The following is a 14,832-nucleotide window of genomic DNA, read 5'->3' as shown; positions in this document are numbered from 1 at the left end:
AGAGGATTGAGGCGATGTTTGCAACCCTGCCGGTCCGCATGCGTCCTTGGTGCCATATTCTCGGAGCCGCCGGTATCCTGGCGGCACTCCTGTTGTCATCCGGGGCCAAAGCAGAAGAGCCGCTTCGGCTGAAGGTGGTTGGAGGCCTGGCAGACGTCTCCCAATATGTGCGCTACGAGGAGCCGTTCTGGCGCAAGCGCATCTCGGAGCTGACCAACGGCCGCGTGGTAGGCGAGATCGCGCCGTTCGACCGCGCGGGTTTCCGGGCCGAGGAGATGCTGCAGCTGATGCGCCTGGGGGTCGTGCCCTTCGGCACCGCTCTGCTGGCAATCGTCTCTTCCGAGGAGCCGGAATTCAATGCCGTCGACCTGCCGGCCCTGAACCCGGATTTCGCCAACCTGCGCCAGACCGTGCGCCTCTACCGCCCGCATCTGAAGCGGCTGTTGCAGGAACGCTACGGGACGGAACTCCTGGCGGTCTACACCTACCCGGCCCAGGTCACCTGGTGCCGCCGGCCTTTCACGGGCCTCGCGGACCTGGCGGGCCGCCGAATCCGCGCCTCCTCCGTCGGTCAGGCGGAGATGTTCGAGGCGCTGGGCGCCACCCCGGTGGTCATTCCCTTCGCCGGCATTGTCGAAGCCATGAAGGCAGGCGTGGTCGAATGCGCTGTCACCGGCACATTATCCGGCAATGCCGTCGGGCTGCAGGAAGTGACGTCGCATATCCATTCCATGGCCCTGACATGGGGGGTCTCGGTGTTCGGTGCCAACCAGGAAGCCTGGCGAGCCTTGCCCCAGGATATTCGCGAGGTCATCCAGAAAGGCCTCACGGATCTGGAGGAGAGCATCTGGGAAGCCGCGGCGCGCGAGACGGGCGAAGGTCTGGACTGCAGCGCCGGCAAGCCGGGCTGCACGACTGATGCGCGGGGCAGCCTCACCATCGTACCGGTGACCCCCGCCGACGATGCCCGCCGGCGCAGCCTGCTGGTACAGACGGTCTTGCCGCGCTGGGTGGATCGCTGCGGGCCGGATTGTGCCGATGCCTGGAACCGGTATCTGGGTCCCACGCTGGGCATCCCGGCCTATGCGCATTGAAATGCTGCATTCCCGGCGTCTGCGGCTTGCTGTCATTCTGGGTGCCGCCGTGCTGCTGGCGGCGCAGTGGGTCACCACCGGCCTTCTGGTAAGCCGCGCGCGGGAGGCGGCGATGACAGCCGCTTCCGAGACGGTCCAGCGGATCGCGCGCGCGGTGGAAGCCTCGCTCAATCGCAACCTCGTTTCCGTGGACGCCATGCTCGCGGGCATGCCGGCGATCCTCGCGCCGCTCTCGGCGCGTGGCTCGCTGGATATGCAGCAGGTCGAGAAAGTGCTGCGGGAGCTGAACAACCAGAACTTCACCTTCCGCGACGTGCTGCTGGTGAGGCCGGATGGCATCCCGGTGGCGACCGGCCTCGCCGTCTCCCGCCGGCGGCCTCTGCCCTCCTCGCTCACGGCGGCCTTTTTCGACAGCGGCTCACGCGCGGGGGCCGTGATGATCGGCGGCCCCTTCCGCAACCCGGCCACGGGAGAATGGGCGCTGTTCATGGCACGCCGGATCACGCTGCCGGAAACCGGGCCGCTGGTCGCGGTGGCGGAGGTGCCGGTTCCCGTCATCAGCACGCTTCTGGCGGTCAGCGGCGAAGGCGGCGGGCTGCGCATCAGCCTGGAGCGCGACGACGGCACGCTGATGGCCAGCCTGCCGCATGACGAGACGCTGATCGGGCACAAGCTGCTGCCGCCGTCCTTCGCGCGCCTCTCCCGCCCCGATGGCACGGAGATCTTCCAGTCCACCAGCCGCTTCAACGGCGACAACATCATCTCGGCCGTCCGGCCGACGCTCTATCCGACCCTGTCCCTCGCCGTCAGCATGCAGCTCGACGCGGCACTGGCGGGGTGGGAGAAGGAGCGCACCCGCGCCTACATGATTTCCGCCGGTTTCGCCGTGCTCGTCATGGTGATCGCCGCCACGTTGATCCTGGCCCTGCGGCAGCGGGAAAAGGTGGAGGCCGAGCGCAGCCGCTGGCGCTCCATGCTTGAAAGCGCCATCGATTCGATGACCGATGGCTTCGTCATGTGGGATGCGGACGACCGGCTCATCGCCTGCAACAGCCGCTACAAGGATTTCTATCGCGCCAGCGCACCGTTCATCAAACCCGGCGCGCATTTCGACGACATCATGCGGGAAGGCTTCAAGCGCGGCCAGTATCCGCAGGCTGGCAACGACGTCGACACCTTCCTGGAAGAGATGCGGCTCTGGCACCGGGGCGAGAACCGCCCGATGGAGCGCCTGCTGCCCGATGGCCGCTGGGTGCTGGTGACGGAGCGTGCCACGCCCGGCGGCGGCACCGTCGGCATCCGCACCGATATCACGGAGATCAAGCGCACCATCGATGATCTGGCGGCCGCCCGTGACGCCGCCGCCGCCGCCGGTGAGGCCAAAAGCCAGTTCCTGGCACGTATGAGCCACGAGCTACGCACGCCCCTGAACAGCATCCTCGGCTTCGCGCAGGTGTTGCTGAACGACCCGCGCGTGACAGCAGACCAGAAGGAACAGTTGCAGACGCTGCATGACGCGGCCCGGCACCTGCTGGATCTGGTCAATGGTTTGCTGGACCTTTCCAAGATCGCCGCCGGTCGGCTGGAGATACGCCCGGCGCCCACCGAGTTGCGCCCGCTGCTGGAACGCTGCGTGACGCTGATGGGACCGGAGATCGTCCGCAAGCAGCAATCCTTCCATATGGATGTGGAGATCGGCACGCCGGAAGCGGTGCTGGTCGACCCCATGCGGCTGCGCCAGCTATTGCTGAACCTGCTCTCAAACGCCGTGAAATTCACGCCCGAGCGTGGCGAGATCTGGCTGCGCGCGGGGCCGCTTCAGAACGACAAGGGCCTGCGGCTGGAGGTGCAGGACAGTGGCCCGGGCGTGCCGCCCGACAAGCAGCACATGCTGTTCCAGGATTTTGTCCAGCTCGCCGCACCCACCACCGGAAACGATGTCGGTACTGGCACCGGGCTCGGCCTGGCCATCGCTTCGCAGCTGGCGGCACTCATGGACGGCCGCATCGGCTATGACAGCCCGCCCGAGGGTGGCGCATTGTTCTGGGTCGAGCTGCCGCTGCCGGAGGCGGAGCTGCCCTGGCCGGCCAAGTCCGGCGCGCCCGGCAAGGAGCTGGAGCCACAGCCCGCCTCCCTCCCGCCGCCTCTGCCGGCGCGGGTGACGCCTCTCCGGGTGCTGGTGGTGGACGATGTGGCGGCCAACCGGCTGGTGGCCCGCGCCATGCTGACCAGCGCGGGCCATCATGTCACCCTTGTCGAGGACGGCGCCGCGGCACTGGCCGCGGTGCAGGCCGAGGATTTCGACCTGGTGCTGATGGATCTGCAGATGCCGGTGATGGATGGCCTGGAATCCACCCGCCGTATCCGGCAGTTGCCGCCGCCCCGCAACCAGGTTCCGATTGTCGCCGTGACGGCCTCCGTGCTGCCTGAGCAGGTCGCGGCCTGCACCGCGGCCGGCATGAACGCGCATCTTTCCAAGCCGATCGACCGCGAGAACCTGCTGCGGGTCGTTATCGAATTCGGCGGGGCGGCGGCATCCTCCGCCTCCGCCGCGGCGGTGCTGGCACCCGCGCTGGACATGGCAGCGTTCGAGGCGCTGACCCGTGACCTGGGTGCGGCCGCCCCGGCGGTGATGGCCGAGTTTGTTGTCGAGCTGCGCCGTGGGGCCGAAACCTTGGCGGCCATGAACAGCACGACCGATGCCGCGCAGCTCCGCGCCCTCGTGCATCGGCTTGCCGGCGTGTCCCGCACACTGGGCGCCACGCGCCTGGTGCGGGCGCTGGAGGCACTGAACCGAAGCGTCATTGCCGGCGACCATGTCGAGGACACACTGGAACAGGCCCGGACGGCGTTGCAGGACACCCTGCCCGAGATCCTGCGCTGGCTGGACGCGTTACCGATGATGGAGACGGCCCGGGAGGCCGAGACCTAGGGAAGGCGCGTCAGCCGCTCGCCGAGAAGCGCGAAGAAGCCGTCAGGATCGATGGTTTCCAGCAACCGGGCATGCGGTGGGACGCCGCTGCGGCCCCAGCGGTCGATATGGGTGCGGCCACGTCCGGGCCCGGTGCCGCATTCCACCTGCACCGCGACATCCCGTGCCGTGAAGAGCCTGGGCGCGATGATCCAGGCCACTGCGCAGGGGTCGTGCAGAGGATGCCCCCGGTGATTCAGGCGCCGCGAGGGTGGCACGGCGTCCATGATGTCGCAGCAGGCCGCCAGGCAGAGCCCGCCTTCCAGGGACCGCAGGGCCGCGATGCGTTCCTCTGTCACCAATGCCTGGGCGGTCAGTTCCAGTGTCGTCAGGGTGACGGGGCGGCCGGACGCCAGCAGGATGGCCAGCGCCTCCGGGTCCATGGCTGCGTTGAACTCGGCACCCGGGGTCCAGTTTCCCTCGCCCACGGCTCCCGTCATCAGCACGATCTCCTCCACCCGGTCGGCCAGGGCCGGCTCTGTGGCGAGAGCAAGGGCCAGGTTCGTCGCGGCGGCGATGCCCAGCAAGGTCACGGAGGCCGGGGCGGCGTTCCGCAATTGCTCCCGGATCGCATCGGCCGCCACGCCCGGCGCGGGTGCCGGCCCGTCCGGCAGCTTCACGCCGGCCAGGCCATCCATGCCATGCACCCGCACATCAGCCCTGAAGGCGCCGAGCAAGGGGCGGTCGGCGCCGGCCACGATGGGCAGCGGCCGCCCTGCCAGGCCCACCACGGCGCTGGCATTCGCCAGGGTGCTCGCGAGCCCCGCATTGCCGCCGGCCACCGTGACCAGGGAAACCTCGATTTCGGGTGACGCAAGGGCTAGCCAAAGGGCGATGGCGTCGTCCGTGCCGGGGTCGCAGTCGATGATCACGCGGCGGGTCATGCCGGCAGTTCCGCCTCGACGATGCTTGCCAGGAATGCGGCACCGGTCGCCAGGGCGGCGTCATTGAAGTCGAAATGCGGGTTGTGGTGGAAGCCTTCGGGATGCGCGGGCGCACCGGTGCCAAGCCATGCATAGGCTCCTGGCCGCGCCTCCAGCATGGCTGAGAAATCCTCGCCCGCCGTGATAGGAGGATAGTCGTCCAGAGCCCGCTCCGCGCCCACGGTGGCGCCGGCGGCGCGGTGCATCAGGGCGGCCTGGGCCGTGTGGTTCACGGTCGGCGAGAGGCGCCGGGTATAGAGGTAATCCGCCGCCACGCCATGGGTCGCCGCCATGCCCTGGGCGATGGCACCGATACGGGCTTCCAGCAGGTCACGGGTATCGGCCGTCAGGGCGCGGGCTGTGCCGCGCAGCAGGACCTCAGCAGGGATGACATTGGGGGCAGCGGGGTTGCCGGCCGCCATATGGCCGACGCTGACCACGCCGACGCCCATTGGGTCCAGGTCCCGCGCCACGATGGTCTGCAGCGCGGCGATGAACTGAGCCGCCGCCAGGGTCGCATCACTTCCCAGATGTGGCTTGGCGCCATGGGTGCCACGCCCACGGAACACCACCTGCCAGGTATCCGACGATGCCAGAACAGGCCCCTTGGGGACCGCTATGGTGCCAAGCGGAAGGCCCGGCAGGTTGTGCAGCGCATAGACCGCATCGGCCGGAAAGCGCTGGAACAGCCCCTCCTCCACCATGCGCTGGCCGCCGCCACGGGATTCCTCGGCGGGCTGGAAGATGAAATGGACGGTCCCGGCGAAGCGGTCCGGATGGCTGGCCAGCCATTTCGCGGCGCCCAGCAGCATGGCTGTATGGCCGTCATGGCCGCAGGCATGCATCTTTCCCGGCGTAATGCTGGAATAAGCGGCACCCGTTGCCTCCGTCATGGCCAGCGCGTCCATATCGGCGCGCAGGGCGACGGCGCGGTTGCCTGGCCGGCCCTGTAGCGTGCCCACCACGCCTGTCACAGCAAGGCCTTCCTCGACAGCGATACCCGCTGCGCGCAGCTCGGCGGCGACGAAGGCCGCGGTGCGTGTTTCCTCAAAGCCCAGTTCGGGATGCGCGTGCAGGTCGCGCCGCCAGGCGGTCATCGGGGGGGCTAGGGCAGCAAGTGCCTCGGGCGTGGGCATCAGTCATCCTCAGGACAGTTCCGCTCTGCGGTGTCATGCGTTGCGGCTGGCGGGCCACCATGCCAGTTTGCGGCCCCGCGGACCACCCGCCCCCCTTCCTATCTTCCGGAGACCGCCGTTCCGATGTCTCGCCTGCGCACCGGCCTGCTTACGGCCGCCCTCGCCGCCTTTCCCCTCGTCACCGCTCAGGCGCAGGACACCTTACGGATCGGCATGGAATCCGGGCCGACCAGCCTGGACCCGCACTACGCCAGCATCATCACCAACATCGCCTTCAGCCGGCACGTCTTCCAGCCGTTGATGGAGCAGGATGCGCGGCAGGTGCTGAAGCCCGCCATCGCCAAGAGCTGGCGGGTGCTGGATGACCTGACCTGGGAAATCGCCCTCGACCCCGCCGCCCGTTTCCACGACGGCGCGCCGGTGACGGCGGAGGATGTGGCCTTCACGCTGTCCCGCGCCGGCGACGTGCCGAACTCGCCTTCCTCCTTCCGCGTCTATACGCGCCCGATCCAGTCGGTGGAGGCCGTGGATGCGACGACCATCCGCATCCGCACCAGCGCGCCCACGCCGCTGCTGCCGAACTACCTTTCCCTGATCATGATCGTGTCCAAGAAGCACGGAGAGGGCGCGACCACCAACGACTACAATTCCGGCAAGGCGATGATCGGCACCGGGCCCTATCGCCATATCTCCTGGCAACCGGGCAGCCCGCTGGTGATGGAGCGCAACCCCGCCTTCCCCGGCAGGTCCCCCGCCTATGGGCGGGTGGAGTTCCGGCCGCTGGCCAATGCGGGTTCCCGCGTGGCGGCGCTCAACGCCGGCGATGTCGACCTGATCGAGATCGTGCCGCCGGACCAGTTCAACAAGTTCCAGGCCGATCCGCGATTCAACGTGGCGGAAAGCCCCTCCAACCGCCTGCTCTTCCTGACCCTGGACAGCGACCGGGAGAACAGCCCGCATATCCGCGGACGCGACGGCTCCGTCATCCCCAACCCGCTCCGCGATCCGCGCGTGCGAAAGGCGCTCTCCAAGGCCATCAACCGGGAGGCGCTGACCTCCCGCGTGCTGCAGGGACAGGGGAAGCCGGCGGGGGACCTGGGGCCGGAGGGATATTTCGGCGCCTCTCCTGACATGACGCCTGAGCCCTTCGATCTGGATGGCGCCAGGAAACTGCTGGCCGAAGCAGGCTTCCCCAATGGCTTCGCGGTGCAGCTGAACGGCCCGAACGACCGTTTCGTCAATGACGAGCAGGTGGTGCAGGCCATCGCCCAGATGTGGACCCGCGCCGGCTTGCAGACGACCGTGGAGACGCGCCCGCGCGGCGTCTGGCTCACCGAGGCTTCCCAGTTGAAGTATTCCGTCAACTTCGCCGGCTTCTCGCCCAACCCCGAGCTGCTGGGCATGCTGGAGACGCAGATCCATACCTGGGACACCAAGCTTGGCCTGGGCACGGCCAACCGTGGCCGCTTCAGCAATGCCGAAATCGACGCCATTATCCAGCGCGCCCGGCAGACCATGGATAATGCCGAGCGTGAGAAGCTGACGCAGCAGGCGACCCGGATGGCTCTCAAGGACCACACGGCCCTGATTCCGCTTTACTTCGCGGTGAATAGCTGGGCCATGAAGCAGGGGCTGTCCTACGAGGCGCGCACGGACGAGATGACGCTCGCCACCAGCGTCTCCCGCGCGCCCTGATGAAGGGGACGGGCGGCATGCCGAGAGACAACGTCACGGTGCGTCAGCAGCGAAAGGCGAAGGAGGCGTTACCGGTAGCCCGGCGCCCCGTGCCGGAGCTGGTGCAGGGCATCGAACTGGCGCCGCTCTCGCCGCCCGCCAATCTGACGGCGGAACTTGTGCGGCGGCTGGCGGCGGAGATCCGCGCCGGCCGGCTCAGCCCGGGTGACCGTCTGCCGACCGAACAGGCGCTGATGCGCCAGGCCGGGGTCTCCCGCACCGTGGTGCGGGAGGCCGTCTCGGCCCTGCGTGCCGAGGGTCTGGTGACGACACGGCAGGGCGTGGGCGCCTTCGTGGCCGATCCTTCGGCGCGGGGGCAGGTGCGGATCGATCCGGCGGAGATGCGGTCCCTGACCGACGTGCTGCAGGTCATCGAACTCCGCATCGCCATCGAGAGCGAGGCTGCGGGCCTCGCCGCCGCACGGCGCGGCGAGCCGGACATCGAGCGCATTCAGGCTGCGGCAGATGCCTTCGCCCTTGCCGTGAGCGCCGGCGACAGTGCCGTCACGCAGGATCTGGAATTCCACCGCGCCATCTTCGCCGCCACGGGCAATGGCTTCTTCCCGCGCTTCCTGGAATTCCTCGGGCCGATGCTGATCCCGCGCCAGACCATCACCCCCTTCCTGGAGGATGGGGCGGACAGCGCCGCCTATCTCTCCCGCGTGCGGGATGAGCATGCCCGGATCGCCGCCGCCATCGCCGCGGGGCAGCCCGGGGCGGCGCGCAGCGCGATGCGCCGCCATCTCACCGCCAGCCGCGACCGTTATGCCCGCTTGGCGCAGCAGGCAGTCGGCGGGGATCAGTAGCCCGGGATTTCCGTCACGTCGGCCAGATAGGCCAGGACGGCGCGGGCCAGGGATTCCACATCCTCGATGGTGGTGAACTCGTCGGGGCCATGTGGCGCCGAGTTCGGGTGGTGCAGGCCGCCCTGCAGGATCTCGGAGACGCCTGCCTGCTGCACAAAGCCCATGGGCGAGCCTTCCTGGCTGGTCCAGCGCCGCAGCCGGGTTGTGGGATAGCCGAAGCCCCAGCTCAGCGCCTGTTTCCAGCGGGGCCAGTTCGGACCCTGATCGGGGCTGCTGACCGGCGGGCAGTGACCCACCAGCCTGGTCTGTAGTTTCAGGTAGGCGCTTTCGCCGAAGCCCTCGCGCACGGCGTCCTGGAGTTCCGCCAGGACCTTACCGAACTCTTCCTGAGCTCCATAGCTGCGGTCCAGAACCAGGTCACATGTGTCGGGCCATATTGCGCCCGTCTTGCCACCATGGATCGAGGACATGGAAAGCGCCGGGAAAGGTTCATCCGCCGATTGCCCCACGGAGCAGCGGGCCTCAATCTCCTCCTTCAGCTCCGTCAGGCGGGCGACGACTGGCGCCATCGCCTCAATTGGGTTTACTGCGGGGCGTTGCTGATCGGGCTCTGTTCCGCTGAGGGTGATGGCCAGGCGGATGCTCCCGAGGCTTCCGGCCCAGATACGCGGCGCGGCCGGGCCGTCCAGGCACATGGCATGCCCCTCTACCGCGCCCTCAGCGACCAGATGCCGGAGGCCGGGATGCAGCCCGTCTTCGCGATCGGCACAGAACAGCAGCACGGGATCGTAGCTCAGACCCAGTCCTACCGCATCGGCCGCCCTCAGCGCGGCCCATACGGCGGCGACGGCGCCCTTCATGCCGGTGGTGCCGCGCCCATACAGCCGGCTGCTCTGGCGCGTCAGGGCAAAGGGGGGGCGCGTCCAGCCGTCACCGGCGGGAAAGGTGTCCGTGCGGAAATAGATGGTGCAGACCCGGCGGCCGGTGCGGCGTGCCGCGACCATGCTGACCGCCTCGGCGGCGCCCTTGGCCCGCCCGTGCTGCTCGCCAGGGGCGTGAAGGCGGCGGAAACTGAAACCCAGCGGGGCAAACATGTCCTGCAGGGTGTCGGCATAGGCCTGGGTCTGGATCTTGGACGAGCCCGATGTGTCGATGGCGATCAGCCGCGACAGACCGTCGATCCAGCCGGTGGCACCCAGCAGAGGCGTCGCGAGGGCGAGGCGATCAAGATCGGCATGATCATAGAATGAATCGCCGGCCGAGAAGTCGTCGTCATCCGACACCGCCCCTGCTCGCCCCTCTCTTATCTTCTGCGCCACACCACCCTGTCCTTGGGCCAGCGGGATGTCCCTGCTGCCTCAATTCGGTTTAGCGGCTCCGGAAAAGGGCGCGCAGCCTCCTTGCCGTGAAGCACGGGCATTTGAAGGAGGTCAAGTCCGCCTTGGCATGTCACTCCCGAAGGATGACATGCCAAGCCCGGCGGTCAGTGGGAATGGCGGCGCTGGCGGCCTTCCTGGCGGCGGCCGTGGTCCTCACCGGCACCCGGCGGCAGCGGCTCGACGCGAATGTGCGGCTCGGCCGGATCCGGCCGGCGCGCCGCGGCGGCGAAGCGGGCAGCGGCATGGCCGGCCACTTCGAATCGCGTCTCACGCCCGAGAATGCGGATACGGCCGATTTCGTCCCGCGCCACATGGCCGCGGCGGCAAAGGAAGGGCAGGATCCAACGCGGATCGGCCTGGCCATCGCGCCCGACATTCATGCGGAACCAGGCGCCCTCACCTTCCTGCGTGGCGCGGGGCGCGCGCGGCGGGCGGCGGTCCTCAACGACCGGAGACAGCTCTTCGGCAGCCGGAAGGGGCGCGCGCAGCACGCGCAGCAGTGCCGCCGCCAGTGCTTCCGCGCTGCTTTCAGCCAGCAGCGCCCGGGCGGCTTCCAGCTCTTCGGCCGTGGGCTCCTCGGCAGCCAGGGCCTTGGCTTCCACCGCCAGCCGCTCGGCATCCTGGGCACGGATCTCTTCGGCGTTCGGAGCCTCGCCCCAGGTCGCCTTCAGCCGGGCGGCGGCCAGTAGACGCTCCGCGATCCGGCGGCGGCTCGCGGGGACAACCAGGACACTGACGCCCTTCCGCCCGGCGCGGCCGGTGCGGCCACTGCGATGCAGCAGCGTCTCCGGCTCCTTGGGCAGTTCGGCGTGAATGACCAGGCCGAGATCCGGCAGATCGATGCCACGCGCCGCCACATCGGTGGCGACGCAGACCCTCGCCTTGCCATCGCGCAGGCCTTGCAAGGCGCGGCTGCGCTCAGCCTGCGTCAATTCGCCTGAGAGGGCCACGGCCAGAAAGCCGCGCTCGTTCAGGTTGCCATGCAGGCGCGCCACGGCGGCACGGGTCGAGCAGAAGACGATGGCACGCGGGGAATCGGAGGCGCGCAGCAGGTTCACGACGGCGCGCTCGACATCATGCGGCGCCACTACGGCAACCTTGTATTCGATATCGCCGTGCTGCCCGCCTTCCTGGCTGGCAGCGATACGCAGCGCGTCACGCTGGTAGCTCTCGGCCAGCACCGCGATCGCGCGCGGCACGGTGGCCGAGAAGAGCAAGGTGCGGCGCCCTTCCGGGGCCGCGTCCAGGATGGCCTCAAGCTCCTCCCGGAAACCGAGGTCGAGCATCTCGTCGGCCTCGTCCAGCACCACGGCGCGGAGGGCATCCGGCACGAGGTTGCCGCGCTCCAGGTGGTCGCGCAGGCGGCCGGGGGTGCCGACAACGATATGCGCGCCCTGCGAGAGCGCCCGGCGCTCGGCGACCGGGTCCATGCCGCCGACGCAGCTGACCACCCGGCCACCCGCAGGCGCATAGAGCCAGGCGAGTTCGGTCTTCACCTGCAAGGCAAGTTCACGCGTCGGCGCCACCACCAGGGCCAGAGGGGTGCGGGCCTGCGGCAGGTGGTCGGCCTCGCCCATCAGGTCGGGCGCGATGGCCAGACCGAAGGCAACGGTCTTGCCCGATCCGGTCTGCGCCGAGACCAGCAGGTCGCGGCCACGTGTCTCGGCGTCGAGTACAGCGGACTGGACTGAAGTGGGCTCGTCATATCCGCGCTCATGGAGGGCGCGCAGCAGCACGGCGGGCAAGGAGTCAGAAAACGGCATTGGTAATGGAAAATCCGGCAGCAGGGCGTGAAAGGAGCAGCATCGGCCGCGGCAGGTGCGGTGCCATGTGCACATCGTCCCCTGCGATACGGCGCCTTCTATATGGGTTTGCGGAACTTTGCATCTTTGTCATGCGTATAGGGATGGAGATATGCAGACAGTGCATGGGTTTAAACACCCACGACCCGCTTGCGTGAGAACAAGACACCCGCCATTGTGGATAGTGGAAATGCACGCCGTTTCCCGCGGAATTTGACGCATGCAGCTTGCGCCGCGACACCAACCGCTAAAGCGCCAGGACGCCGGTGAAGATGATGTGCCGCCCTTGTCGAAACTAGATTTCGACTGATCACCTAGGGGCAGACCGCGCAACGCGCCAGCCCCGGATCGTTCCGCCTTCACCGAGTCCTCTCGGTCTGCCTTCCGGAAATCATATGTCGACATCCCTGCCCGGACGACCCGGGCCTGCCATACAGTTGAATGGCCTGATCCGCCATTTCCCTGGCCGTGATGGTGCCGTCACCCGCGCGCTGGATGGCGTCTCCCTCCAGGTCGCGGAGGGCGAGATCTTCGGCATCGTCGGCCGCTCCGGCGCCGGCAAATCCACTCTGATCCGTTGCGTGAACCTGCTGGAGCGGCCGCAGCAGGGCGAGGTTCGCGTGCTGGGCGAGGACCTGATGCTGCTGGGCGACCGCGCGCTGCGCCAGCGCCGGCGCGGCATCGGCATGGTGTTCCAGCACTTCAACCTGCTCTCCTCGCGCACCGTCGCTGAGAACGTGGCCTTCCCGCTTGAAGTCGCCGGCGTATCGAAGGATGAGCGCGAGGCGCGGGTGGCCGAGGTGCTCTCCCTGGTCGGCCTCTCACAGAAGGCGGATGCCTATCCGGCGCAGCTTTCGGGTGGCCAGAAGCAGCGGGTGGGAATCGCCCGTGCCCTGGCGCCCCGTCCCCGCATCCTGCTCTGCGACGAGGCGACCAGCGCGCTGGACCCGGAGACGACGCACGACATCCTCGGCCTGATCCGCCGCCTGCGGGACAAGCTGGACCTGACGGTGCTGCTCATTACGCATGAGATGGCGGTGGTGAAGGAAATCTGCGACCGCGTCGCTGTGATGGAAGCCGGAAAGGTGCTGGAAGAAGGCCGCGTCTTCGACGTCTTCACCCGCCCCGCCCATCCGACCACGCGCAGCTTCATCGCCAGCACCATCGGCCATTCCGTGCCGCGCGGCACCGTGGCACGGCTGCCGGAGGGGCGGCCGGGCGAGGAGAAGCGGCTGCTGCAGGTTCTCTTCGCCGGCCCCAACAGCACGCGCGCCGTGATCAGCGAGGCGTCCCGCCGCTTCGGCATCGATCTCGACATCATATCCGGCCGCATCGACGAGATCGCGGGGGAGCCTTTCGGGTTGATGGCATTGGCGGCCTACGGCCCCGCCGCGAAGCTCGATGAGGCGGTGGCCTGGTTCGAGGAGCTGGGCCTGACCGTGACCCCGCTGGACATCCCCTTGGCGGAGGCGATCTGACCATGATCCCCTGGCTGACCCCGACCCTGCAGGACCTCTTCATCGAGGCCGCCTGGGAAACGCTGATGATGGTCGGCGGCGCGGCGCTGATCGCCGTCGCCTGCGGACTGCCGCTCGCGCTGCTGCTGCACGCGACCTCACCGGGCGGGCTGGCGCGGAACGGCTTCATCAACCGGCCCCTGGGCCTGCTGGTCAATGCCGTGCGCTCGACGCCGTTCATCATCCTGATGGTGGCCATCGTCCCCTTCACCCGCATGGTGGCCGGCACCTCGATCGGCACCACCGCGGCCATCGTCCCGCTGGCTCTGGCGGCCACGGCCTTCATCGCACGCCTGTTCGAAAGCGCCTTCAGCGAGGTGGACCGCGGTGTCGTGGAGGCTGCCCGCGCGATGGGCGCGACGCGCATGCAGATCCTCTGGAAGGTCCTGGTTCCGGAAGCCATGCCGGGCCTGATCGCGGCGGTGACGGTTACCCTGGTCAGCCTGGTGGGCTTTTCCGCCATGGCCGGCGCGGTGGGCGGCGGCGGCCTGGGCGACCTGGGTATCCGCTTCGGCTACCAGCGCTTCATGCCGGAGGTGATGGCCAGCGTCGTGCTGGTGCTGATTTTGTTCGTTCAGGGTCTGCAGTCCCTGGGCGACTGGCTTGTGCGGCGCGTCCGCCGCCGTTGATCGACTTAGAAGGAAGCCGCCAGATGACCATCAATCGCCGTGTCCTGCTCGGTGCCGGCCTCGCCCTGCCCTTCGCCGCCGCGGCCACCGCGCAGAAGCCCGAGATCGGCACCGCCGCGCGCCCGCTGACCGTCGGCGCTACCGCTGGCCCCCACAGCCAGGTGATGGAGAAGGTGCAGGAGATTGCCGCCCGCGACGGGCTGGTGATCAAGATCGTGCCTTTCACGGACTACATCACGCCGAATGCCGCCGTCGCGGATGGCGACCTGGATGCCAACAGCTACCAGCACCAGCCCTTCCTCGACCAGACGGTGCGGGACCGCCGCCTGCCGCTGGTGGCCGTGGGCAAGACTCTGGTCTTCCCGATGGGCATCTATTCCCGCAAGCACAAGGCGGTCGCGGATATCCCGAATGGCACCCGCATCGCCATTCCGAACGATCCCACCAATGGCGGCCGCGCCCTGGTGCTGCTGGCGGCCAATGGCGCCTTCAAGCTGCGCGACGGCGCCGATTTCCGCGCCACGGTGGCCGACGTGACGGAGAACCCGAAGCGCCTGCGTATCCTGGAGCTGGAAGCCGCCCAGATTCCCCGCGCGCTGGATGAGGTGGAAGCCGCCGCCATCAACACCAACTTCGCCATCCCTGCCGGCCTGAATCCGGTGAAGGACTCGATCGCGCTCGAGAGCGCGGACAGCCCCTATGCCAACCTCATCGCCGTGCATCGCGACAACGCGAACGCGCCCTGGGTGAAGAAGCTGCTGGCCGCCTACCAGAATGACGAGATCAAGGATTTCGTGCGTGTGACCTTCCAGGGCTCGGTCGTTCCGGCCTTCTGACACAA

General features: G+C 68.4%; 11 protein-coding genes. 7 read left to right on the top strand and 4 right to left on the bottom strand.

What is annotated here, in order from left to right; translation table 11 throughout:
• The first annotated feature begins 167 nt into the window (after positions 1-167).
• Positions 168-1,094, top strand: coding sequence for a TRAP transporter substrate-binding protein (locus IAI58_RS10900; RefSeq protein WP_237182840.1), 927 nt, complete (start codon positions 168-170; stop codon positions 1,092-1,094).
• Between the two features lies 1 nt (position 1,095).
• The gene (locus IAI58_RS10895) at positions 1,096-4,026 is read left to right on the top strand and encodes an ATP-binding protein (RefSeq protein WP_207446054.1); all 2,931 of its coding nucleotides are present in this window, start codon (positions 1,096-1,098) and stop codon (positions 4,024-4,026) included.
• Here the strand turns inward: IAI58_RS10895 and IAI58_RS10890 are convergent.
• Positions 4,023-4,949: a nucleoside hydrolase gene (locus IAI58_RS10890; protein WP_207446053.1), complete on the bottom strand. Its 927-nt coding sequence runs from the start codon at positions 4,947-4,949 to the stop codon at positions 4,023-4,025. The genes IAI58_RS10895 and IAI58_RS10890 overlap by 4 nt on opposite strands.
• Positions 4,946-6,124 carry a M20 aminoacylase family protein gene (locus tag IAI58_RS10885; RefSeq protein ID WP_237182307.1) on the bottom strand — a complete coding sequence of 393 codons (1,179 nt, stop codon included), beginning with the start codon at positions 6,122-6,124 and terminating at the stop codon, positions 4,946-4,948. The genes IAI58_RS10890 and IAI58_RS10885 overlap by 4 nt, the downstream gene beginning before the upstream one ends.
• Before the next feature lie 123 nt (positions 6,125-6,247).
• On the opposite strand from IAI58_RS10885, the gene IAI58_RS10880 reads away from it, so the two are divergent.
• Together IAI58_RS10880 and IAI58_RS10875 are read left to right on the top strand one after the other, a co-directional pair.
• Positions 6,248-7,819, top strand: a complete 1,572-nt coding sequence (locus IAI58_RS10880; protein WP_207446052.1) for an ABC transporter substrate-binding protein — start codon at positions 6,248-6,250, stop codon at positions 7,817-7,819.
• 17 nt (positions 7,820-7,836) lie between these two features.
• On the top strand, positions 7,837-8,664 hold the full coding sequence (locus IAI58_RS10875; protein ID WP_207446051.1) for a FadR/GntR family transcriptional regulator: 828 nt from the start codon (positions 7,837-7,839) through the stop codon (positions 8,662-8,664).
• On the opposite strand, the gene IAI58_RS10870 is transcribed toward IAI58_RS10875, so the two are convergent.
• Entirely contained in the window at positions 8,658-9,947 is a 1,290-nt protein-coding gene (locus IAI58_RS10870) for a M20 family metallopeptidase (RefSeq protein WP_207446050.1), read from the bottom strand. The two genes, IAI58_RS10875 and IAI58_RS10870, sit on opposite strands and share 7 nt — an antisense overlap.
• Before the next feature lie 200 nt (positions 9,948-10,147).
• On the bottom strand, positions 10,148-11,806 hold the full coding sequence (locus tag IAI58_RS10865; RefSeq protein ID WP_207446049.1) for a DEAD/DEAH box helicase: 1,659 nt from the start codon (positions 11,804-11,806) through the stop codon (positions 10,148-10,150).
• A gap of 434 nt (positions 11,807-12,240) precedes the next feature.
• On the opposite strand from IAI58_RS10865, the gene IAI58_RS10860 reads away from it, so the two are divergent.
• From IAI58_RS10860 to IAI58_RS10850, 3 genes are read left to right on the top strand one after another with little or no spacing between them, the layout of a single operon-like run.
• Positions 12,241-13,323 (top strand): methionine ABC transporter ATP-binding protein, encoded by a 1,083-nt coding sequence (locus IAI58_RS10860; RefSeq protein ID WP_207446048.1) that lies wholly within the window; start codon positions 12,241-12,243, stop codon positions 13,321-13,323.
• A 2-nt stretch (positions 13,324-13,325) separates the two neighbouring features.
• Entirely contained in the window at positions 13,326-13,991 is a 666-nt protein-coding gene (locus IAI58_RS10855) for a methionine ABC transporter permease (RefSeq protein WP_207446047.1), read from the top strand.
• Positions 13,992-14,014: 23 nt separating this feature from the next.
• Positions 14,015-14,827 (top strand): MetQ/NlpA family ABC transporter substrate-binding protein, encoded by an 813-nt coding sequence (locus tag IAI58_RS10850; RefSeq protein ID WP_207446046.1) that lies wholly within the window; start codon positions 14,015-14,017, stop codon positions 14,825-14,827.
• Positions 14,828-14,832 lie beyond the last annotated feature (5 nt).

It is taken from the genome of Roseomonas marmotae (genome assembly GCF_017654485.1).
GTDB lineage: Bacteria > Pseudomonadota > Alphaproteobacteria > Acetobacterales > Acetobacteraceae > Pseudoroseomonas > Pseudoroseomonas marmotae.
This window is presented reverse-complemented; position numbering and strand designations above follow the sequence as displayed.

Coding starts and splice junctions, on each gene's coding strand:
- IAI58_RS10855 (WP_207446047.1), top strand. CDS start 13,326: ATGATCCCCTGGCTGACCCCGACCCTGCAGGACCTCTTCATCGAGGCC.
- IAI58_RS10865 (WP_207446049.1), bottom strand. CDS start 11,806: ATGCCGTTTTCTGACTCCTTGCCCGCCGTGCTGCTGCGCGCCCTCCAT.
- IAI58_RS10885 (WP_237182307.1), bottom strand. CDS start 6,124: ATGCCCACGCCCGAGGCACTTGCTGCCCTAGCCCCCCCGATGACCGCC.
- IAI58_RS10890 (WP_207446053.1), bottom strand. CDS start 4,949: ATGACCCGCCGCGTGATCATCGACTGCGACCCCGGCACGGACGACGCC.
- IAI58_RS10880 (WP_207446052.1), top strand. CDS start 6,248: ATGTCTCGCCTGCGCACCGGCCTGCTTACGGCCGCCCTCGCCGCCTTT.
- IAI58_RS10875 (WP_207446051.1), top strand. CDS start 7,837: ATGCCGAGAGACAACGTCACGGTGCGTCAGCAGCGAAAGGCGAAGGAG.
- IAI58_RS10895 (WP_207446054.1), top strand. CDS start 1,096: ATGCTGCATTCCCGGCGTCTGCGGCTTGCTGTCATTCTGGGTGCCGCC.
- IAI58_RS10850 (WP_207446046.1), top strand. CDS start 14,015: ATGACCATCAATCGCCGTGTCCTGCTCGGTGCCGGCCTCGCCCTGCCC.
- IAI58_RS10860 (WP_207446048.1), top strand. CDS start 12,241: ATGTCGACATCCCTGCCCGGACGACCCGGGCCTGCCATACAGTTGAAT.